The following is a 21,244-nucleotide window of genomic DNA, read 5'->3' on the forward strand; positions in this document are numbered from 1 at the left end:
TCCGTACGTGCTCTCCCCGCTCCCCCGTCCTGCCCGCCCCGGCCTGCCCGGCTCCGGCCCGCCCTCCCCGGCCTGCCCGGAGCCGGGCCACGGCCGCCGTCCCCGTGCCCGCGCGGCCCTCCCTCGCCCGTGCCGCGCGCGCGAACGCAGCAACACAAGGACTCGACCATGACGGATTCACGCCTCGCCGCAGCCCCCGGCCCTTCTGATTCCCCGGCCCCCTCCGACACCGCCCGTCCCGCCCGCCCCGTCCGGCCCGCTTCCGCCCGGAGTGCCCCGCCCGCCCCGGCCGCCCCCGCCGCCGACGGCCCCGAGCGCATCGCGATCATCGGCATCGGCTGCCGGCTGCCGGGCGGAGCCAACGACCACCGGTCCTTCTGGCAGAACCTGGTCGACGGCAAGGACTGCATCACCCCGACCCCGCGCAGCCGGTACGACGTGGCCACCCTGGGCAGCCGGGACAGGGCCAGGCCGGGCCGGCTGGTCGGCGGCCGGGGCGGCTACATCGACGGCTTCGACGAGTTCGACCCGGCGTTCTTCGGGATCAGCGGCCGCGAGGCCGACCACATGGACCCGCAGCAGCGCAAGCTGCTGGAGGTTGCCTGGGAGGCGCTGGAGGACGGCGGGCAGAAGCCGGCCGAGCTGGCGGGCCGCGAGGTCGGCGTCTACGTCGGCGCGTTCACGCTGGACTACAAGATCGTGCAGTTCTCGGACCTCTCCTTCGAGACCCTGGCCGCGCACACCGCCACCGGCACGATGATGACGATGGTGTCGAACCGGATCTCGCACTGCTTCGACTTCCGCGGCCCCAGCGTCTCCCTCGACACCGCGTGCAGCTCCTCCCTGGTCGCCGTCCACCTGGCCGCCCAGAGCCTGCTGCGCGGCGAGACCGACCTCGCGCTGGCCGGCGGCACCCTGCTGCACATCGCGCCGCAGTACACCATCGCCGAGACCAAGGGCGGCTTCCTCTCCCCGGAGGGCCGCTCGCGCACCTTCGACGCCTCGGCCGACGGCTACGTCCGCGCCGAGGGCGTCGCCGTGGTGGCGCTCAAGCGGCTCTCCGACGCCCTGCGCGACGGTGACCCGGTCCATGCCGTCGTCATCGGGAGCGGGGTCAACCAGGACGGCCGGACCAACGGCATCACCGTGCCCAACCCGGACGCCCAGGTCGCCCTGATCGAGCGGGTCTGCGCCGAGGCCGGGATCGCGCCCGGCAGCCTCCAGTACGTCGAGGCGCACGGCACCTCCACCCCGGTCGGCGACCCGATCGAGGCGAACGCCCTGGCCCGGGCGCTGGCGATCGGCCGCCGCCCCGGCGACGCCTGCTACGTCGGATCGGTCAAGACCAACATCGGGCACACCGAGTCCGCCTCCGGCCTGGCCGGGCTGATCAAGTCCGCGCTGGCGCTCAAGCACCGGCTGATCCCGCCGCACATCAACCTGGAGACGCTCAACCCGGCGATCGACCCGGCCGCGCTGCCGTACCGGATCCCGACCGAGCCGACCCCGTGGCCCGCGCACGAGGGCCCGGCCAGGGCGGGCGTGAACTCCTTCGGCTTCGGCGGCACCAACGCCCACGTGCTGCTGGAGGCCGCTCCCGAGCCCGAGCCCGAGCCCGAGCCGGAGCCCGTCCCGGCGGGGCGGCGGCCGCCCGGGTACACCGTGCTGCCGCTCACCGCCCGGGACGCCGCCGCCCTGCCCGAGCTGGCCGCCGGCATCCGGGGCGAGCTGGCCGGTGTCCGCGGCGGCGTCCCGGCCCGGCCGGCCGACCTCGGCCACACCCTGGCCCACCGCCGCCAGCACCTCGACGCCCGGCTCTCCGTGGTGCACGACTCCCGCGAGTCGCTGGACGAGGCGCTCTGCGCCTACCTGCGCGGCGAGCCGCACCCCCGGGTGCTGACCGGCCGGCGCCGCGAGGCCCGGCACCGCCGGCTGGCCTGGGTCTTCACCGGCATGGGCCCGCAGTGGTGGGCGATGGGCCGGCAGCTGTTCGAGGCCGAGCCGGTCTACCGGGAAGCCGTCGAGGCCTGCGCCGGGCACCTCGCCGAGCTGACCGGCTGGTCCCTCGTCGAGGAGCTGGCCGCCGACGAGACGCACTCCCGGATGGCCGAGACCTGGCTCGCCCAGCCCGCCAACTTCGCCGTCCAGGTCGGCCTGGCGGCGCTCTGGCGCAGCCGCGGCGTCCGCCCGGACGCGGTCGTCGGCCACTCCACCGGCGAGGTCGCCGCCTTCTACGAGGCGGGCGTCTACGACCTGGCCGACGCGGTCAAGGTGGTGGTGCACCGGAGCCGCCTCCAGCAGAGGCTGGCGGGCACCGGCGGCATGCTGGCCGTCGCACTCCCCGAGGCCGAGGCGGTCCGCCGGCTCCGCCCGTACGGCGACGCGGTCTCGGTGGCCGCGGTCAACAGCCCCGCCTCGCTCACCCTCGCCGGGGACGCGACGGCGCTCGCGGAGCTGGCCGCGGCGCTCACCGCCGAGCAGGTCTTCGCCCGCCCGCTGACCGTCGAAGTGCCGTACCACAGCGCCCGGATGGAGCTGATCAGGGACGAGCTGCTGGGGTCGCTGGCCGACCTCAAGGCCCGCCCCGCACAGGTGCCGCTCTACCTGACCGGCCGGGAGGGCACCGCGCACGGCACCGAGCTGGACGCCGCCTACTGGTGGCACAACGTGCGCGACAGCGTCCGCTTCCAGCAGGCGGTGGAGCGGCTCGACGACGACGGGTTCAGCCTCTTCCTGGAGATCGGGCCGCACCCGGTGCTGGGACGCTCGATCCAGGAGACGGTGGCGGCCCGGCCCGCCGACGCCGACCGCCCCGAGGTCTGCACGCTGGCCTCGATCCGCCGCCAGGAGGACGAGCAGGCGGCCTTCGCCACCTCGCTGGCCGCCCTGCACAACCTCGGGGTCGAGGTCGACTGGTCGGTGCTCCAGCCCGCCGGGCGGCCCGTCCCGCTGCCGCGCTACCCGTTCAGGCGGGACCGGCACTGGGTGGAGCCCCGGTCGGTCGAGCAGGTCCGGCAGGGCCGGCAGGACCACCCGCTGCTCGGGCGCCGCCTCGCCGGTGCCGAGCCGGCCTGGGAGGCCCGGCCGGACGCCGAGGCACTGCCCTACCTGGAGGACCACCGCATCCAGGGCCAGGTGCTCTTCCCCGCCGCCGGCTACCTGGAGATGGCCGTCCAGGCCGTCCGCGCGCTGACCGGCGGCACCGATGCCGCGCTGGCCGGCATCGAGCTGCGCAAGGCGCTGTTCCTGCCGGACGGCGAGAGCCGTGCCGTCCGGTTCACGCTCTCCGCCGAGAACGGCGCCTTCACCGTCACCACCACCGGCCCCGGCGAGGGGCAGGAGCGCACCGTCCACGCCGCCGGCACCGTCCGCCCCGGCCAGCGGCGGCGCCGCCCCGGCCACCGGCTGGACGCCGGCGCCGTCCGCGACCGCGCCCTGCGGCACCTGGCCGGCCCCGACTGCTACACCGCGCTGGCCGGGCTCGGCTACCACTACGGCCCGGCCTTCCAGGGCATCCACGAGGTCTGGATCGGCCCGGGCGAGGCGCTGGCGGCCGTCCGGCCGACGGCGGCGATCGCCGGGCAGGGCGTCGGCCACCAGGTGCACCCGGTGCTGATGGACGCCTTCTTCCAGACCCTGCTGACACCCCAGCTGCTGGTGGAGGCCCCGGCCGGCACCGGGATCAGGCTGCCGCTGGCCATCGACGAGGTCCGGCTGGACGCCGTGGGCGAGCGCCCGCTCTGGGTGCACGCCACCGTCACCCGCGACGACGGGGACGAGCTGGTCGGCGACCTCGCGGTCTACGACGAGGACGGCGTGCCGCTCGGCGGGATCACCGGCTTCCGGGCCGCCGACGTGGAGCGGGCCCCCGCCGCCGTCGGCCTCGCCACCATCGACGGCTGGCTCGCCGAGCCCGTCTGGACGGCGCTGCCGGACGGCCCGGACGCCCCCGAGCCGCCGGCCGGACACCCCGACCACTGGCTGCTGTTCGCCGACGCCCAGGGCGTCGCCGAGGAGCTGGCCGCCCGGATCGCGGCCCGCGGCGGCGACTGCACCCTCGTCCGTCCGGGCAGCGGCTACCGGCCCGCCGGTGACGGACGGCCGGCCACCGTCGACCCCGGCTCCGGTGACGACCTGCGCCGGCTGCTCTCCGACCGGCGGGCCGCGGGCGCCGCCGACCCGGCCGCCGTCGTCCACCTCTGGAACCTCGACCGGCCCGCGCTGGCCGGGGCGGACCACGCCGCCGTGGCCGGACACACCGGCGCCGGCGCGTACAGCCTGGTCGCGCTGGCCGCCCTGCTGCCCGCCGAACTGCCCGGCGCCCGGCTGCACATCGTCACCCGCACCGCCCAGGCCACCACGCCGGGCGAGCCGGTCGAGCCGCTCGGCGCCCCCGCCTGGGGCATCGGCCGGGTGCTGCGCCACCAGGAGCTGCCCGGCCACCCCGGCAAGCTGGTCGACCTCGGCCCGGCCGGCGACCCCGCCGAGGAGGCGGCCGCGCTGCTGCGCGAGTTCGGGCTCGCCGACGAGGACGAGATCGCCCTGCGGGCCGGTCGACGGCTGACCAGCCGGCTGCGCCCCGCCGAGGGCCTGACCGGGCCGCTGCCGCCGAGCCTGCGCCCGGACGGCGCCTACCTGGTGACGGGCGCCTTCGGGGCGCTCGGCCGGCTGCTCTGCCGCACCCTCGTCCGCCGGGGCGCCCGTCGGCTGATCCTGGTCGGCCGCAGCCCGCTGCCGCCGCGCGAGCAGTGGCGCGGCCTCGACCCGGCGAGCCCGGCCGGGCGCAACACCGCCTTCCTGCGCGAACTGGAGGCGCTCGGCGCCCAGCCCGTCCCGGTGCCGCTGGACGTCACCGACGAGGCGGCGCTGGGCGCCTGGCTCGCCGGGTACCGGGCGCTGGAGTCGCCGCCGATCCGGGGCGTGTTCCACCTGGCCGGGCAGGTCCGCGACACCCTGGTGCCGGACCTGGGCCGCGAGGTGTTCGACGCCGTCCACGGACCCAAGGTGCTGGGCGCCTTCGCCCTGCACCGGCAGCTCGCCGACGAGCCGCTCGACCACTTCGTGCTGTTCGCCTCGATCGCCTCGCTGCTGACCACCGCCGGCCAGACCAACTACGCGGCGGGCAACGCCTTCCTGGACGCTCTGGCGCACCACCGCCGGGCCCTGGGCCTGCCCGCGCTCAGCCTCGACTGGGGCCCGTGGGCCACCGGAATGATCGAGGAGCTCGGCCTGATCGACCACTACCGCAACAGCCGCGGCATGAGCTCGCTCGCGCCCGAGGCCGGGATGGCCGTGCTGGAGCGGGTGCTCGGCCAGGACCGCGCGCAGCTGCTGGTCGCCACCGTGGTCGACTGGCCGGTCTTCCTCTCCTGGTACCCGGCCCCGCCGCCGCTGGTCGCCGAGCTGGCGGCCGCGGCCACGGCGAGCGCACCGGCGTCGCAGCACGGCAGCCTGCTGGAGGCGCTGCGGGCGGCCGGCGAGGAGGAGCGCCGGGCACTGCTCACCGAGCGGTTCACCGCACTGGCCGCCGCCGTGCTGCGGGTGCCCGCCGAGCAGGTCGGGCCCGCCACCGGTCTGAGCGGCCTCGGCCTGGACTCGCTGCTCGCGATGGAGCTGCGGGCCCGGCTCAACACCGAGCTCGGCACCGCCCCGCCGGTGGTGGCGCTGCTCTCCGACGCGCCGGTCGCCGAGCTCGTCGACCGGCTGCACGCGGGCCTCGCCGAGCTGATCGAGGAGGACGGCACGGGCGCCGCCGGCGCCGGGGTCGTCCGGTACGAGGACGAGTCGAGCCACCCGCTGACGCAGAACCAGAAGGCGCTCTGGTTCCTCAAGCAGCTCAACCCGGACGGCTTCGCCTACAACATCGGCGGGGCGGTCGAGGTCCGGGTGGAGCTGGAGCCGGAGCTGATGGCCGCCGCCTTCCGGGCGATGGTCGAGCGCCACCCCAGCCTGCGGGCCAACTTCGTGCTCGACGGCGGCCGGGCCGTCCAGCGCGTCGCCGCCGTGGCCGAGCCGGACTTCGGGGTCTTCGACGTCGAGGGGCTGGACTGGCCGGAGGTCCACGACCTGATCGTCCGCGAGTACCGCGAGCCGTACGACCTGGAGCGGGACCCGCTGGTGCGGTTCCGGCTGTTCCGGCGCGGCCCGGCCCGCTGGGTGATCATGAAGGCCGTCCACCACATCATTTCGGACGCGATCTCCACCTTCACCTTCATCGAGGAGCTGCTCGCCGTCTACGAGGGGCTGCGGCAGGGCCGGGCGCCCGGGCTGCCCCCGGTCGGCGCCCGCTACCTCGACTTCCTCAACCGTCAGAACGCGTTCCTGGCCGGCCGCGAGGCGCCGCGGATGCTCGACTACTGGCGCTCGCACCTGCCCGCCGAGGTGCCGGTCCTCAGCCTGCCCACCGACAGGCCGCGCCCGGCGGTGCAGACGCACAACGGCGCCTCCGAGTTCTTCGTCCTGGACGAGGAGCTGAGCGCCCGGGTGCACGCGCTGGCCCGCGAGCACAACGTCACCGTCTTCATGGTGCTGCTCAGCGCCTACTACCTCCTGCTGCACGCCTACTCGGGCCAGGACGACATCGTCGTCGGCAGCCCGGTGACCGGCCGCACCGACGAGGAGTTCGCCGGCGTCTACGGCTACTTCGTCAACCCGCTGCCGCTGCACGCCTCGCTGGCCGGCGCGCCGACGGTGGCCGAGCTGCTCGCGCAGGTCCGCACCACCGTGCTGGGCGGCCTGGACAACCAGGAGTACCCCTTCGTGCTGCTGGTGGAGAAGCTCGGGCTCCAGCACGACCCGAGCCGTTCCGCGGTGTTCCAGGCGATGTTCATCCTGCTCCACCACAAGGTGGCCACCGAGAAGTACGGGTACCGCCTGGAGTACATCGAACTCCCGGAGGAGGAAGGGCAGTTCGATCTCACGCTGTCCGCCTACGAGGACGAGGCGGAGCGCCGCTTCCACTGCGTCCTGAAGTACAACACCGACCTCCTCCTGCCGGAGACCGCGGCCCGCCTCGCCCGGCACTACGTCAACCTGCTGGACGGCCTGACGGCGGCCGCCGCCGACCACCCGGCCACCGGGCTGGAGCTGCTCGGCCGGGAGGAGCGCGCCCTGGTGCTCCGGCGGTGGAGCGGGGCCGAACGGCGGGTCGCGCACGAGGAGCCGGTGCACGAGCTGATCCTGCGGGCCGCCGCCGAGGACCCGTCCGCACCCGCGGTCGCCGCCCCGTCCGAGGCCGGGCCGACCGCGCGGATGGACTACGGCGAGCTGGCCGGGCGCTCCCGGCGGGCGGCCGCCCGGCTGCGGGCGCTCGGGGCGGGGCCGGGCTCGGTGGTGGGCCTCTGCCTGGAGAAGTCGCCGGAGCTGATCACCGCCCTGCTGGCCGTGCTCCGCACCGGCGCGGCCTACCTGCCGCTCGACCCGGGCCACCCCGCCGACCGGCTGGCCTACATGGTGGAGCACGCCGGAGCCGGGCTGCTGATCGGCGACCCGGAGCGGCTCGCCGGGCTGCCCGCGCGGGTCGTCGCACCCTCCGAACTCGACCGCCCGTCCGCGGAGTCCGCGGCGTCCGAGGCGTCCGAGGCGTTCGAGGACGCGCCGGCCGACCTCGACGCCCCCGCGTACGTCATCTACACCTCCGGCTCCACCGGCCGCCCCAAGGCGGTGCGGGTCTCCCACCGCAACCTCGCCTCGGCCTACCAGGCCTGGCGCGAGGAGTACCGGCTGGAGACCGACGCCCGGGTCCACCTCCAGATGGCCGGCACCTCCTTCGACGTCTTCACCGGGGACGTGGTCCGTGCGCTCTGCTCGGGCGCCACCCTGGTGCTGGTCGGCCGGGAGCTGCTGTTCGACACCGCCCGCCTGTACGAGGTGATGCGCACCGAGCGGGTGGACGCCGCGGAGTTCGTCCCGGCGGTGGTCCGCACGGTCGTCGGCCACTGCGAGCGGACCGGCCTGCGGCTGGACTTCATGCGGCTGCTGGTCGTCGGCTCGGACGTCTGGAAGGTCGAGGAGTACCAGCGGCTGCAGGCGCTCTGCGGCCCGCGGACCAGGCTGGTCAACTCCTACGGCCTGACCGAGGCCACCATCGACAGCGCCTACTTCGAGGGCCCGGTCGACGGGCTGGAGCCCGGCCGGATGGTCCCGATCGGGCGGCCGTTCCCGAACAGCGCCTTCTACCTGCTGGACGAGCAGGGCCGGCCCGTCCCGCCCGGCGTGCCGGGGGAGCTGTGCATCGGCGGCTCCGGGGTGGCGCTCGGCTACGTCGGCGACGAGGAGCAGACCGCCCGGCGCTTCGTCACCCTGCCGGTCGGCGGGGAGGACGGCACCGAGCCGGTCCGGCTCTACCGCACCGGGGACCTCGCCCGCTGGGACACCGGGGGCGGGGTGCACCTGCTCGGCCGGGCGGACTCCCAGATCAAGGTGCGCGGCCACCGGATCGAGCTCGGCGAGATCGAGACCCGGCTCGCCGCATGCCCCGGGGTGGACCGGGCGGTGGTCACCGTCCGGCCGGACGGGAGCGGCGACAGCGTGCTCTGCGCCTACTGCGTGCCGGCCCCCGGCGGGACGCTGGACCGCCGCGAGCTGCGCCGCCACCTGGCCGGCCACCTGCCGACCTTCATGATCCCCGCCCACTTCACCGAGCTGCCCGCACTGCCGCTCACCCCCAACGGCAAGGTGGACGTCGCCGCGCTCCCCGCCCCCCGGGCGGACGCCGCCGAGCAGGCCGCCGAACCGCCGGTCACCCTCTACGAGATCCGGATGGCCGAGCACTGGCGGGCACTGCTGGGGATCGGGGAGCCCGGCCTCCAGCACGACTTCTTCGAGTGCGGCGGCAGCTCGATCAAGCTGATCGAGCTGATCCACGGGCTGCAGGGCGAGTTCAACATCAGCATCCCGGTGAGCCAGCTGTTCCGGGTGACCACCCTGCACGGGATGGCGAAGACGGTGGAGCACATCATCACCGGCCGGATCGAGGGCGCCCAGCCGTACCTCTGGTTCAACCGGGAGCAGCAGCAGACCCTCTTCTGCTTCCCGCCGGCCGGCGGCCACGGCCTGGTCTACCGGCAGCTCGCGGCACATCTGCCTGAGTACCGGATGGTCGCCTTCAACTACGTCGCGGGCGACGACAAGGTCGGCCGCTACGCCGACCTGATCGAGACCGTCCAGCCGGACGGGCCCTGCGCCCTGCTCGGCTACTCGCTCGGCGGCAACCTCGCCTTCGAGGTGGCCAAGGAGCTGGAGCGGCGCGGCCGGGCGGTGCCCAACGTCGTGATCATGGACTCGCACCGGATCCCGGAGTCCTTCACCCTCGGCGACGAGCACGTCCGGGCCTTCGAGCACGAGCTCGCCGAGCACCTCCAGCGGCACACCGGCTCGGACGTCGTCGCCCAGGAGACCCGCGAACAGGCCCGGGACTACCTGCGGTTCTGCAGCCGGACGCCCAACCTCGGGGTGATCACCGCGCCGGTCAGCGTGATCTCCGACGATGCCAAGGTGGCCCTCCACGCGGCCGGGCAGTACGGCGCCTGGCACGGCAGCTCGGCCACCGGGACGGCGGTGTTCCGGGGCTTCGGCAGCCACGCCGAGATGCTCGACCACGGGTACATCGAGCGCAACGCCGGGCTGGCCAGGGACATCCTCGCCGGGGGTGGCGTCCATGCGTCCTGAAACCACGGACCCCCGGGCCGCGCAGGCCCCGGCCGGCCGGCCCGAGGCCGCCGGCACCCGGCTGCCGTCCCCCGGCAGCCCCCCACGAGAGGCGGACCTCCCCATGCTCCGGCAGCACCGGCCGCTAGCCTACCCCTTCGAGTCACCCGGCCTCGAACTCCACCCCCGGTACGCCGAGTTGCGCGACCAGCCACTGGCCAGGATCCGGCTGCCCTACGGCGACGGCGCCTGGCTGGCCACCCGCTACGAGGACGTCCGCACGGTACTCGCCGACCCGCGCTTCAGCCTCGCCGAGGCGATGGGCCGGGACCAGCCCCGGATGCGGCCGGTCGCCCGCACCGGCGCCGGCCTCTTCTCCACCGAGCCGCCCGAGCACACCCGGCTGCGCTCGCTGGTGGCGCGGGAGTTCAGCGCCCGCCGGGTCGAGCGGCTGCGCGCCCGGGCCGGGGAGCTGGCCGGGGAGCTGGTCGACGCCATGGTGGCGGCCGGCCCGCCGGCCGACCTGGTCGAGGACTTCGCCATCCCGATGCCGACCACCATCATCTGCGAGGTGCTCGGCATCCCCGCCGAGGACCACCGGATGCTCTGGCACTGGGCCGAGACGGTGCTCTCCGCCGTCACCCCCGGCGAGGTGCTCGCCGTGGAGGGCCGGGCGTTCATCGAGTACATGGCCGGGGTGCTGGACCTGCGCGGCCGCGAGCCCGGCGAGGACCTGCTGACGGTGCTCGTCCGGGCCTGCCGCGAGCAGGGCCTGATCACGGAGGAGGAACTGCTCTCGATCGCCTGCGACCTGCTGATCGCCGGCTTCGTCTCCACCACCAACCAGATCGGCAACTTCTTCCACCAACTCCTGGTCAACCCCGAGGAGTTGCGCCGCCTCCGGGAGAAGCCCGAGCTGATCCCGAAGGCCGTCGAGGAGCTGATGCGGTACGTCCCGCTGCTCACCGGATTCAGCCTGCCCCGGTACGCCACGGCCGACGTCGAGCTGGGCGGGGTCGTCGTCCGGGCCGGTGACGCGGTGATGATCGCCACCGCCGCGGCCAACCGCGACCCGGACGTCTTCGAGGAGCCGGAGCGCCTCGTGCTGGACCGGCCGGGCAACCCGCACATCGGCTTCGGCCACGGCGTGCACTACTGCATCGGCGCCCACCTGGCCCGGCTGGAGCTCCAGGTGGCCATCCAGGCGGTGCTGGACCGGCTGCCCGGTCTGCGGCTCGCCGTCCCCGAGGACGAACTGCACTGGAAGGCGGACGCCATGGTCAACGGCCTGCAGGCGCTCCCGGTGGCGTGGTGACGGACCGTCAGGAAATGCCAAGGACGACGAGGAAGGCCAGGGAATTGGCACGGCAAACACCGAAGGGGCGCCGGGAGTCGATGATCATCGTCGGCGGCGGCCTCGGCGGCCTCTCCACCGGCTGCTACGCCCGGATGAACGGGTACCGCACCCAGATCTTCGAGATGCACGAGATCCCCGGGGGCTCCTGCACCGGCTGGGACCGCAGCGACTTCACCTTCGACTGGTGCATCAGCTGGCTGCTCGGCAACGGCCCGGGCAACGAGATGTACCAGATCTGGCTGGAGCTCGGAGCCCTCCAGGGCAAGGAGATGCGGCACTTCGACGCGTTCAACATCGTCCGCGGCCGGGACGGCCGGGCGGTCTACTTCTACTCCGACCCCGACCGGCTGGAGGCCCACCTGCTGGGCATCTCCCCGGCCGACGCGGCCCCGATCCGGGAGTTCTGCAACGGCGTCCGGACCTTCCGCAAGGCGCTCGCCGTCTACCCGTTCCTCAAGCCGGTCGGGCTGATGGGCCGGGTCGAACGCTGGCGGATGCTGGCCTCGTTCCTCCCGTACTTCAACACCATCCGCAAGTCGATCACCGTGCTGATGACCGACTACGCGCAGCGGTTCCGGGAGCCGCTGCTGCGCGAGGCGTTCAACTTCATCCTCTACGAGAAGCACCCGGCCTTCCCGGTGCTGCCGTTCTACTTCCAGCTCGCCTCGCACGCCAACCAGGCGGCCGGGGTGCCCGAAGGGGGCTCGCTGGCCCTGGCCCGGTCGATCGAGGAGCGCTACCGCAGGCTCGGCGGTGAGATCACCTACAACGCCAAGGCCGAGGAGATCCTGGTCGAGAACGACCGGGCGGTGGGCGTGCGGCTCAGCGACGGCCGGGAGTACCGCGCCGACATCGTGGTCTCCGCCGCCGACGGCCACACCACGGTGATGAAGCTGCTCAAGGGCCGCTACCTGAACGACACCTACCGCAGGCTGTACACCTCGCTGATCGACGAGCCGGGCCAGCTGTCGCCCGGGTACGTCTCCCTCTTCCTGGGCCTGCGCCGGCCCTTCCCGGAGGGGGACCCGTGCACCACCTACCTGCTGGGCGAGCGGGAGACGGAAGGACTGACCGGCATCCGCTGCCCCAGCATGAACGTGCAGTTCCGCACCCGGCACTACCCCGAGCTCGCGCCCCGGGACTCCACCGTGGTGTTCGCCACCTACTTCTCCGACATCGGCCCCTGGCGGGAGCTGCGCGAGGGCCCCGAGCAGTCCTCCCGGGTGCGGCGCGGCGAGGAGCTGCACACCCTGCCGGTCAAGCACGGCCGGGAGTACACCGCGGCCAAGCGGAGGGTCCGGGGCGCCGTCGTCTCCTTCCTGGACGAGCGCTTCCCCGGCTTCAAGGACGCGGTGGCCGTGGCGGACGTCTCCACCCCGCTCACCCAGGTCCGCTACACCGGCGTCTACGACGGCACCTTCCCGGGCTGGAACCCGTTCGTGGAGGGCAGCGAGACCGTCGAGCAGGAGATCAAGAAGAACGGCCCGGTGCTGCCCGGGCTGGCGAACTTCTACCTCTCGGGGGTCTGGGCCACCATCGGCGGCCTGATCCGGGCGGCCGCCGCCGGCCGGCACGTGATGCAGTTCATCTGCCGGGACGACGGCGTGGACTTCCACGCGGAGATCGACCCGGGCGCACCGCCGCCCACCCATCTGATCCTCCCGGTCGGCCGGCCGCCGCAGCAGGCCGGCCCGGTCGGGGAGATCCCGTCCACCAGCACCGCACCGACAGGGGCCCTGGCATGAAGATCGAGAAATGGGTGGTCCGCGAGCACCTCGACGGGGTGCCGGACGTCAACCGGGTCTACCGGAAGGTGGTCGAGGACGTCACGGTCAGCCTGCGCCCGGACGAGATGCTCTTCCGGACCAGGTACGTCTCGGTCGACCCGTACCAGAACGGCCTCGCGCTGGAGACGCCGATCGGCCACCACATGGGCGGCGACTCGGTCATGGAGGTCCTGGAGGCCGGGCCCGAGGCCGCCTTCCGGGTCGGCGACCTCGTCCAGGGCTTCGGCGGCTGGCGCAGCCACGTCGTCCACAACGGCGCCGAGGAGGTGTGGAGGACCGGCACCTTCCCGATGGTCTTCCCGGCCTACCGGCGGCTCGACCCGGCCTGGTACGACGAGAAGCTGCCGCTCTCCACGGCGCTCGGCATCATGGGCGCCCCGGGGATGACGGCCTGGGGCACGATGACCAGGTTCATGACCGTCCGCCCCGGCGACACCGTGGTGATCAGCGGCGCCTCCGGCTCGGTCGGCACCCTGGTGGGCCAGCTGGCCAGGCGTGCGGGCGCCGGCCGGGTGGTCGGCACCACCGCCTCGCCCGGCAAGGCCGAGTACCTCAGGGAGCTCGGCTTCGACGAGGTGGTGCTGTACGACCAGGCGGACGAGGCCGGGAAGGTCCGCGAGGCGCTGCTGCTCGCCGCCCCCGACGGCGTCGACCGCTACTTCGACAACCTGGGCGGGACGGTCACCGACGCGGTGTTCACCATGCTCAACGTGAACAGCCAGGTCGCCGTCTGCTGGCAGTGGGCCACGACGGTGAACGGCGAGCTGACCGGGCCCCGGCTGCTGCCGTACATCATGTTCCCGCGCACCACGATCCGCGGGATCTTCGCCCAGGAGTGGTTCAACGAGCCGGAGCTGGCCGAGATGCACCGGGACCTCGGCGCACTGGTCCGCAGCGGCGGGATCCGCTACCACCAGACCGTGCACAAGGGCTTCGACGCGATCCCGCAGGCCTACCGCAGCCTCTACGTGGACCGGGAGGCGAACCGGGGCAAGGTGCTGGTCGAGGTCTGAACCCGGAAACGACGGGTGGGAGGGGCCCGCAGGCCCCTCCCACCCTCACGCACCTTCACGCACCCGGGCCGAACGCCCCGGAGGGCTACTCGTCGTCGAGGTCCAGGCCGCCGGCGTCGCTGCCGTCCGGGGTGCCGCTGATCGCGTACCCCTGGCGGCGCGCCTCGTAGCAGGCCACCGTCGCGGCGGCCGAGACGTTCAGCGAGCCGACCCGGCCGAGCTGCGGCACGAAGACCACCTGGTCGCAGAGGGCCAGCGCGTCGGGGGTGATCCCGCGGTCCTCGTGGCCCAGCACGAAGGCGACCGCCGGGGTCAGCTCGGCGGCGAACATCGGCACCGCCTCGTCGGCCAGCTCCAGTCCGACCACCTTGTAGCCGTCCGCCTTCGCGGAGGCCACCGCCTCGGCGACGGTGGGGAAGTGCTCCACCTTCAGGTACTTGTCGGTGCCCATCGCGGCCTTCTGCGCGCCGGACGAGCGCACCGACGGGGTGTCGCCGGTCAGGTACAGCTTCTCGGCGCCCATCGCGGCGGCGGTCCGGACCACCGAGCCGACGTTGAACGGCGACTGGAGGTTCTCCAGGATCAGCGCGAGCCGGAACTCGTTGCTGCGCCGCCACTGGCGGTGCAGCCGCTTCAGTTCGGTCCCGCGGAGCTGCTTCAAGACGTCTTACCTCGTCCACTCTCGGGGCCCGCACCCTCGGGGCGGGGCCGCGCTTCCAGAATCCGGAACCCGTTGACCGACGTGACCCGGCCGGTCGGGTAGCCCTGCTCGTTCAGCCACTTCTGCAGCGAGTCCGAGCCCAGGTTCTTCTGCACCACCAGGAAGGCCGAGCCGTCCGGGGTGAGCCGGCCGAGCCACTGGTGCAGCAGCCGGCGCAGCGCGGCCTTGCCGATCCGGATCGGCGGGTTGGAGTAGATCGCCGCGAACCGCAGGTCCTCGGGGACGTCCTCCGGCAGGGCCGCCTGCACGTTGCCCAGCCCGAGCGACTCCGCGTTCAGCCGGACCAGCTCCAGCGCGCGGGTGTTCACGTCGACGCCCCAGACCGGGAGCCGCTTGCGCCGGCTCGCCCAGGTCAGGGTGATCGGGCCGTAGCCGCAGCCGACGTCCAGGATCGGGCCGCGGACCCGCGGCGGCGGGGCGTGCTCCAGCAGGACGCGGGTGCCCGGGTCCAGCCGGCTGCGGGAGAAGACCCCGGCGTCGGTGGTCAGTTCCAGGGTGAGGTCCGGCAGGGTCACCGTGATCGGACGGCGCTCGCTGGCGACCTCGGGTGCACCGGTGAAGTAGTGCGAGCCGGACATGATTTCCCCGTCGTTCGTAAGGGCTTCGGGGCCACCGGGTGGGTGTGGGTAAGCCCTGCTGGTACGGCACTGATGGTACCCCTGGCGGCCCGGGCCCCGGATCCCGCGCCGTCGGGGGCCGGCCGGGCCCCGGACCCCGGCAACACGCCGGGAGGCGGGCGGCGCATCGCGTCCGGGCGGCCGCCGACGGATACTTCCAGTACCCGGGGCGGGACCGTGGGAGCCTCCGAGCAGCGAGGACGGATGCCATGCCGCAGAATCACGAGGACTACCTGGACGAGGTCTCCGAGACGGTGGAACCGGACGACGCGGCCGAGGAGGGCGACGAGTACGACGAGCTGGCCGAGCGCCGCGCCCTCGGCGCCGACCCGGCCACCGAGGTCGCCGACGTCGCGGAGCAGAGCCGGATCGTCCAGCTCGACGAGGACGAGTACCGGGAGTAGCGGCCCGCTGCGCCCGTCCGGGCCCGGCCTGACCCGCCGCGCCCGGACCGGGCCCACGCGCCCGGACCCGACTAGAGGGCGCCGCGCCGCTGGAGCCAGGTGAACGCCGCCCAGCCCGGCAGCACCGGCAGGACCAGGGTCAGCAGCCGGAAGAGCGCGACGGAGGCCAGCGCACCGCCCTCCTCCATCGACGCGGTGTGCTCCATCAGCGTCACCAGCGCGCTGTCCACGGCGCCGGCCCCGCCCGGGGTCGGCGCCGCGTTGCCGACCGCGTTGCCGATCAGGAAGACCACCGCCACCGAGGCGAAGGCCGGCTCCCGCCCGACCGCCCGGGCGCAGCAGTACAGGCACGCCACCAGGCAGAGCGAGACCAGCAACTGGCCGGCGATGCCCACGGCCAGCCGCTGCGGGCTGCGCAGCAGCTCCAGCAGCCGGGGCAGCACCTCGGAGGTCAGCGGCCGCAGCCGGGCGGTCAGCCAGCGCCGGGCCGGCGGCACGGCCGAGACCCCGGCCAGCAGCACCGCGGCCCCGGCCAGGCCGCCGACCACGGCCGGCAGGGCGTCCAGCTCTGAGCCGCCGGGTTCCAGCCCCAGCAGGTAGACGAAGGCGCCCAGCTGCAACAGGTGCAGCACCAGGCTGAAGAGCTGCCCGACGCCGACGCTGGACAGCGCCTGGGCGGTCGGGAGGCCGGCCCGCTGGAGGAAGCGGGTGTTCAGGGCCACCCCGCCGACGCCGCCGGGCGAGACCAGTTTCACGAAGGCGCCGGCGACCTGGGCGAGGACGGCGTGGCGGAAGTCGAGCCGCTCGGGGACGAAGCCGACGAAGCCCATCGCGGCCGTGAAGTGGCTGGCGGTCGCGGCGAGCAGGGCGAGCACCAGCCAGAGCGGGTCGGCGTCGGCGATGGTGGCGACCGGGTTCTGCTCGCTCGCGAACAGCTGGGGCAGCAGCAGCCACCCGGCCGCCACGCCGCCGCAGACGGCCATCAGGGTGCGGGGGCGCAGCCGCTCCAGCTTGACCGCCCGCACCGGCGCCTGCGGCCGGGTCCGGAGGACCTCGGCGCGGATGGCGTCGAGCAGTTCGACGGGCGGCGGCGGGGGAGCGGCGGCCCGGGCCGTCCTGCCCCCGGCCGAGGTCCTGCCCGGCGCCCCGGCCGGGGTCGCGGCGGCCCGCTGGGCGGCCGCGGCACGCTTGAGGGCGGTGCGGGTGGTACGGGCGAGGGCGATGGGCTGGAGCAGCGGGAGGGCCGCGCCGACGGCGTCCGGCCCGAGGACGGCCACCGCGCTGCGCACCGCCCGTTCGGCGCCGGTGCGCAGCGCGAGGGTGGTGAGCAGCTGGGCGATGTCGCACTGCAGGACCAGTTCGCTCGCCGCGATGTCGCCGTCCGCGAGGTCGACCAGGTGCACCGCGCCGGCCTCGTCCACCAGCAGGGCGGAGGGGACCAGCGCGCGGTGCGAGATCTCCCGGCGCTGGAGCAGCGAGAGCTGGGTCCAGGCGTCGGTGAGGAGCGCGTCGGTCAGTTCGTCGTCGGCGAGCTGGTCCAGGGTGCGGCCGGGCAGGCGCTCGTAGGCGACCAGGGCGGTGTCGCGGCCGAGCTCGACGGTGGCGGCGATCCGGCGGGTGCGGACGCCGGCGGCGACGGCCGCGTACGAGACCAGGGCCTCGTGTTCCAGCCCGGTGCGCAGGGAGCGCAGGGCCCGGGGGTGCGGCGCGGTGCGCAGTCGCAGCCGGCGCCAGGCGCGCTGGACCAGCGCGGCGGTGACCGCCTGCCGGTCGAGCAGCTGCACGTCGAGGTCGGGGCGGCCGGCCTCCTGGCGCACCAGGTAGCGGTCGGGGCCGTCCGGGGCGGCGGCGACCGGGCGCAGGCCCGCCTCGCGCAGGCTGTGCAGGAGCAGGGCCGGCCGGGGTCGCGGGTCGGGGGTGCCGACGGCGTAGCGGGTGCCGTGGGCGGCGGTCCAGCCGATCAGCAGGCCGAGCAGCAGCGCGGTCGGGGTGGCGTACCCGGCGGCGAGTCCGGCGAGGCCGGAGACGGTGAGGACGATCCGGGGCATCCGGGATTCGCGGGCGCCGGAGGCGGTGAGGAAGGCGAGGACGGGGGCGAGGTAGCCGTAGACGGGTTCGGTGTGGGCGGGGCCGCCGCCGGGCAGCCGCTGGGTGAGCGCGTGGAGCAGCGAGGCGGGGGCGGCGCCGTCGACCCAGAGGTCGAGGGCGATCGAGAGCCCGTAGGCGAGGACGGCGGCGAGCAGCCCGTCGGAGAGGTGCTGGAGGGTGCGCCGGCGGTCGGGCGCGGAGCCGAGCAGCCGGCGGGCCGCCGAGTACGCCGGGACGAGCAGCAGGGCCGCGGTGGAGAGTCCGCCGGCGAGGCCGGCCAGCGGGCGCGGGACCAGCCGGGCGGCCGCGGCGACGTCGGCGGCGATCCCGCCGGTGGTGGCGCGGGCGTAGTCGGCGAGCAGCAGGCAGAGGGCGATCGCGGCCAGGCCCGCGAGGCACCGGATCAGGGCGACCGGCTGGCGGATCCGGCCGGTGCCGGCCGCGCCGCGGGCGTCCGCGGTGCCCCCCGCGTGTTCGGGGGCGGCGGTGCGGGCGGCGTGTCCGGTGCCGTTGGTGCCCTCGGTGCCGGCGGCGTCGGCCGGAGCCGGGATGTCCGGGACATCCGGTATGTCCGGTGATGTGCCGGGGTCGTCCTGCCCGGATATACCGCCTGCCCGGGCACCGCCGGTGTCGCTGTCTGTTCTCCCCGTTACAACCGCCACGGTTTGCATGCTCCCATGGCGCCCGCCCGGCCCGCCGGGGAACCCGCGCGGGCGCACGCCCGGCGCCGGGCCTTCCGGGTCAGGCCTGCCGGGTCGGCAGGGCGACCAGGTGGCGCAGGTTGACGTGCCGCGGGCGGGTGACGGTGTAGCCGATCAGGTCGGCGATGTCGTCGGCGGTCAGTGCGGGGATCGCGGCGAACATCCCGCCGAGCTGCTCGCGCAGCACCGGGTTGTCGATGTGCCCGCCCAGCTCGGTGTCGGTCAGCCCGGGCTCGATCGCGCTGACCCGGACGTCGCGCGGGCCCAGCTCGGTGCGGAGCGCGGCGGAGAGCTGGGTGAGCGCGGCCTTGGTGGCGCCGTAGACGGCGTAGTCGGGGAAGACGACGTGCGAGGCGATCGAGGAGACGTTGACCAGGTCGGCGGTGCGGCCCTCGGCGGCGGCCGCGGTGAGGTCGGGGCTGAAGGCGCGGACGATCCGCAGCGCGCCGGTGAGGTTGGTGTCGATCATCCGGGTCCACTCGTCGACCCGGCCGTCGGCGAGGGGGTTGGGCAGCATCACGCCCGCGTTGTTGACCACGAGGTCGACCGGGCCGTACGCGTCGTGGACGGTCTTGGCCGCGGCGTCCACCGAGGCCTGGTCGGTGATGTCGGTGGTGACGGCGAGCGCCCGGCCGCCGGCGGCGGTGATCTCGGCGGCCAGCGCGTCCAGCCGCCCGGTGCGGCGGGCCAGCAGGGCGACGCGGGCGCCGCCGGCGGCGAGCAGGCGGGCGGTGGCCTCGCCCATGCCGCTGGCGGCTCCGGTGACGACGGCGGTGCGGGTGGCGAGGGCGGGGTAGCTCATCGGGTGCTCCTGAGGGGGCCGCTCGGGGCCGGTCGGGGTCGGTCGGGGCTGACGGGGACAACCCTGCGCGCCCGGCGACCGGCCACCCAGGGCTGCGCCCTTCCCGGGAAAACGGAGCCTGGGAAAACGGAGCCTGGGAAAACCGGTACCACCCTGGCGCCGCCGCTCCCGGTCTACGCTGCCGGGCATGGAGAACACCGTGGGGGACTTCCTGCGATCGCGCCGCGCCCGCATCCGGCCCGAGGAGGTGGGACTGCCCTCGCACGGCCGCCGCCGGGTGCAGGGACTGCGCCGCGAGGAGGTGGCCCAGCTCGCCGGGGTCAGCGTGGACTACTACGTCCGCCTTGAGCAGGGCCGGGGCGGCAGTGCCTCGGACGCGGTGCTGGACGCGGTGGCGCGGGTGCTGGGGCTGGACGACGTGGAGGCCACGCACCTGCGCTCGCTGACCCGCCCGTCCAGGACGGCCGCCGTGCCGCGCGGCCGGCAGCAGGTGCGGGAGGGCACCAGGCTGCTGCTGGACCTGATGCCCGGCGTGCCGGCCTTCGTGCTCGGGCGCCGGATGGACGTGCTCGCCTGGAACGCCCTCGGCAACGCGGTGGGCGGCTTCTCCGGCCGCCCCGTCGGTGAGGCCAACGCCGCCCGTCACACCTTCCTCGACCCGGCCGCCCGGGAGTACTACCCGCAGTGGGAGGCGGTGGCCGCGGAGACCGTCGCCTATCTGCGACGGGATGCCGGCCAGTACCCGGACGACGCCAGGCTGGCCGCGCTGGTCGGCGAACTGTCGATGCGCAGCGAGGAGTTCCGGCGCCTGTGGGCGGACCACCAGGTGCGGCAGAAGACCCACGGGGTCAAGCTGATCCGCCACCCGCTGGTCGGCGAACTCGACTTCGGTTACGAGACGCTGGCCGTCAACGGCTCCGCCGACCAGATGCTCGTCGTCTTCACCGCCCAGCCCGGCTCGCCCACCGCGCAGAAGCTGGCCCTGCTGGCGAGCTGGACGGCCGAGGGGGCTCCGGCCGAGGGGGCTCCGGTCGAGGGCGCCCCGGCCGACGGTGCGCCGGAGCGGGACGCCCCGGCCGTCGCGGACTGACCCGCGGACTGACCCGGGGGCATGTCCGACCTGCGGGGCGTGTCTTGGCAGGTGGGCCGGGGCGGCCGTCACTACCCTGCGTGCATGAGCGCCTGCGAAGACCTCACCGCGGCACCCCTGGACATCGAGCCCCTCCCGCCGACGGACGGCTGCGCCGACTGCGTGGCCCAGGGGCGCCGGGACTGGGTGCACCTGCGGGTCTGCCTGGACTGCGGCCACATCGGCTGCTGCGACTTCTCGCCGCAGCGGCACGCCACCGCGCACTTCCACAACAGCTCCCACCCGGTGATCCGCTCGTACGAGCCGGGGGAGGACTGGCGCTGGTGCTACGTCCACGAGGTCATGGGCTGAGCGGCGTTCCGGGCCGCGCTCCGCGGCGCCGGAGCGGGTCAGGTGGCCGGGCGGCCGAGGTGTAGGGCGGCTAAAATCCGGACATAACGCCCGTGCGGCCCTCCCGGCCGACGCCTGTGCGGCCGGTGACCGCCGAAGGGAGGCCGACGATGACCAAGTTGATGCCGAGCAGCACGGCGAAGCTCCGCCGTGGCACCCAGGAGCTGCTGGAGCGCCGTGGCATGGCGATGAACCCCGGGCCGATGCCACCACGCCTGCGGACCAACGCCCCACCCGCGGCCGGCGGTGCGGCCGGCGGCGCCACCTTCCGGCACGGCGGCCGCGACGCCGAGGTGGCGGCCATGCACTCCGCCCCGGCGATGCACGCCGAACTGAAGGGCCACCGGCACCGCGGCGCGGAGAAGCACTCCGCGCACTGAGCCACTGCGCGCACCGAACCACTTCGCGCGCCGAGCCACTCCGCGCACCGAACCACTCCGCGCAATGAACGATTCCGCGCACCGAGTGGCGCCGCGCACCGAACCACTCCGCCGCACCGGGCGGGACGCAGCCGTCGGGGGCGGGGAGCCGAGCACGGGCGGCCCCCCCCCCCCCCCAGCCCCGGTGGCCGGCCCCCGGTGAATCGGGGGGGGGTGCCGGGCCCCGGGGGGGGCCGGCCCGCTTGG

Annotated in this window: 12 protein-coding genes; 8 read left to right on the forward strand and 4 right to left on the reverse strand. The window is 74.8% G+C overall.

Going from position 1 to position 21,244, the window contains the following annotated elements:
- Positions 1 to 168 precede the first annotated feature (168 nt).
- The 4 genes from ACFC1F_RS31555 (at position 169) to ACFC1F_RS31570 (ending at position 13,805) form a co-directional block, all read left to right on the forward strand.
- Entirely contained in the window at positions 169 to 9,669 is a 9,501-nt protein-coding gene (locus tag ACFC1F_RS31555; RefSeq protein ID WP_376163429.1) for an amino acid adenylation domain-containing protein, read from the forward strand.
- A gap of 103 nt (positions 9,670 to 9,772) precedes the next feature.
- Positions 9,773 to 10,963 (forward strand): cytochrome P450, encoded by a 1,191-nt coding sequence (locus ACFC1F_RS31560; protein ID WP_376163442.1) that lies wholly within the window; start codon positions 9,773 to 9,775, stop codon positions 10,961 to 10,963.
- Between the two features lie 80 nt (positions 10,964 to 11,043).
- On the forward strand, positions 11,044 to 12,750 hold the full coding sequence (locus tag ACFC1F_RS31565; RefSeq protein ID WP_376163444.1) for a phytoene desaturase family protein: 1,707 nt from the start codon (positions 11,044 to 11,046) through the stop codon (positions 12,748 to 12,750).
- On the forward strand, positions 12,747 to 13,805 hold the full coding sequence (locus ACFC1F_RS31570; RefSeq protein WP_376163431.1) for an MDR family NADP-dependent oxidoreductase: 1,059 nt from the start codon (positions 12,747 to 12,749) through the stop codon (positions 13,803 to 13,805). Before ACFC1F_RS31565 ends, ACFC1F_RS31570 begins: the two co-directional genes overlap by 4 nt.
- An 85-nt stretch (positions 13,806 to 13,890) precedes the next feature.
- Here the strand turns inward: ACFC1F_RS31570 and ACFC1F_RS31575 are convergent, their stop codons facing one another.
- Both ACFC1F_RS31575 and ACFC1F_RS31580 read right to left on the reverse strand, forming a co-directional pair.
- A complete protein-coding gene (locus tag ACFC1F_RS31575; protein ID WP_148644107.1) occupies positions 13,891 to 14,466 on the reverse strand; it encodes a TrmH family RNA methyltransferase in 576 nt (191 codons plus the stop codon).
- Positions 14,463 to 15,104, reverse strand: coding sequence for a class I SAM-dependent methyltransferase (locus ACFC1F_RS31580; protein ID WP_209413777.1), 642 nt, complete (start codon positions 15,102 to 15,104; stop codon positions 14,463 to 14,465). The genes ACFC1F_RS31575 and ACFC1F_RS31580 overlap by 4 nt, the downstream gene beginning before the upstream one ends.
- A 248-nt stretch (positions 15,105 to 15,352) precedes the next feature.
- Here ACFC1F_RS31580 and ACFC1F_RS31585 point away from each other — a divergent pair, with 248 nt between their 5' ends.
- Positions 15,353 to 15,547 carry a hypothetical protein gene (locus ACFC1F_RS31585; RefSeq protein WP_148644108.1) on the forward strand — a complete coding sequence of 65 codons (195 nt, stop codon included), beginning with the start codon at positions 15,353 to 15,355 and terminating at the stop codon, positions 15,545 to 15,547.
- A gap of 71 nt (positions 15,548 to 15,618) precedes the next feature.
- Here the strand turns inward: ACFC1F_RS31585 and ACFC1F_RS31590 are convergent, their stop codons facing one another.
- Positions 15,619 to 18,297, reverse strand: coding sequence for a lysylphosphatidylglycerol synthase domain-containing protein (locus ACFC1F_RS31590; protein ID WP_376163434.1), 2,679 nt, complete (start codon positions 18,295 to 18,297; stop codon positions 15,619 to 15,621).
- Between the two features lie 79 nt (positions 18,298 to 18,376).
- Positions 18,377 to 19,138, reverse strand: coding sequence for an SDR family oxidoreductase (locus tag ACFC1F_RS31595; RefSeq protein WP_376163436.1), 762 nt, complete (start codon positions 19,136 to 19,138; stop codon positions 18,377 to 18,379).
- Between the two features lie 187 nt (positions 19,139 to 19,325).
- On the opposite strand from ACFC1F_RS31595, the gene ACFC1F_RS31600 reads away from it, so the two are divergent.
- The 3 genes from ACFC1F_RS31600 (at position 19,326) to ACFC1F_RS31610 (ending at position 20,998) form a co-directional block, all read left to right on the forward strand.
- Positions 19,326 to 20,228: a helix-turn-helix transcriptional regulator gene (locus ACFC1F_RS31600; protein WP_376163438.1), complete on the forward strand. Its 903-nt coding sequence runs from the start codon at positions 19,326 to 19,328 to the stop codon at positions 20,226 to 20,228.
- 84 nt (positions 20,229 to 20,312) lie between these two features.
- Entirely contained in the window at positions 20,313 to 20,579 is a 267-nt protein-coding gene (locus tag ACFC1F_RS31605; protein ID WP_148644112.1) for a UBP-type zinc finger domain-containing protein, read from the forward strand.
- Positions 20,580 to 20,728: 149 nt separating this feature from the next.
- Entirely contained in the window at positions 20,729 to 20,998 is a 270-nt protein-coding gene (locus ACFC1F_RS31610) for a hypothetical protein (protein ID WP_376163440.1), read from the forward strand.
- Positions 20,999 to 21,244: the final 246 nt, after the last annotated feature.

The sequence above is a fragment of the Kitasatospora sp. NPDC056181 genome (genome assembly GCF_042266225.1).
Classification (GTDB): domain Bacteria; phylum Actinomycetota; class Actinomycetes; order Streptomycetales; family Streptomycetaceae; genus Kitasatospora.

Coding starts and splice junctions, on each gene's coding strand:
- ACFC1F_RS31560 (WP_376163442.1), top strand. CDS start 9,773: ATGCTCCGGCAGCACCGGCCGCTAGCCTACCCCTTCGAGTCACCCGGC.
- ACFC1F_RS31610 (WP_376163440.1), top strand. CDS start 20,729: ATGACCAAGTTGATGCCGAGCAGCACGGCGAAGCTCCGCCGTGGCACC.
- ACFC1F_RS31565 (WP_376163444.1), top strand. CDS start 11,044: ATGATCATCGTCGGCGGCGGCCTCGGCGGCCTCTCCACCGGCTGCTAC.
- ACFC1F_RS31580 (WP_209413777.1), bottom strand. CDS start 15,104: ATGTCCGGCTCGCACTACTTCACCGGTGCACCCGAGGTCGCCAGCGAG.
- ACFC1F_RS31555 (WP_376163429.1), top strand. CDS start 169: ATGACGGATTCACGCCTCGCCGCAGCCCCCGGCCCTTCTGATTCCCCG.
- ACFC1F_RS31570 (WP_376163431.1), top strand. CDS start 12,747: ATGAAGATCGAGAAATGGGTGGTCCGCGAGCACCTCGACGGGGTGCCG.
- ACFC1F_RS31585 (WP_148644108.1), top strand. CDS start 15,353: ATGCCGCAGAATCACGAGGACTACCTGGACGAGGTCTCCGAGACGGTG.
- ACFC1F_RS31595 (WP_376163436.1), bottom strand. CDS start 19,138: ATGAGCTACCCCGCCCTCGCCACCCGCACCGCCGTCGTCACCGGAGCC.
- ACFC1F_RS31600 (WP_376163438.1), top strand. CDS start 19,326: ATGGAGAACACCGTGGGGGACTTCCTGCGATCGCGCCGCGCCCGCATC.
- ACFC1F_RS31605 (WP_148644112.1), top strand. CDS start 20,313: ATGAGCGCCTGCGAAGACCTCACCGCGGCACCCCTGGACATCGAGCCC.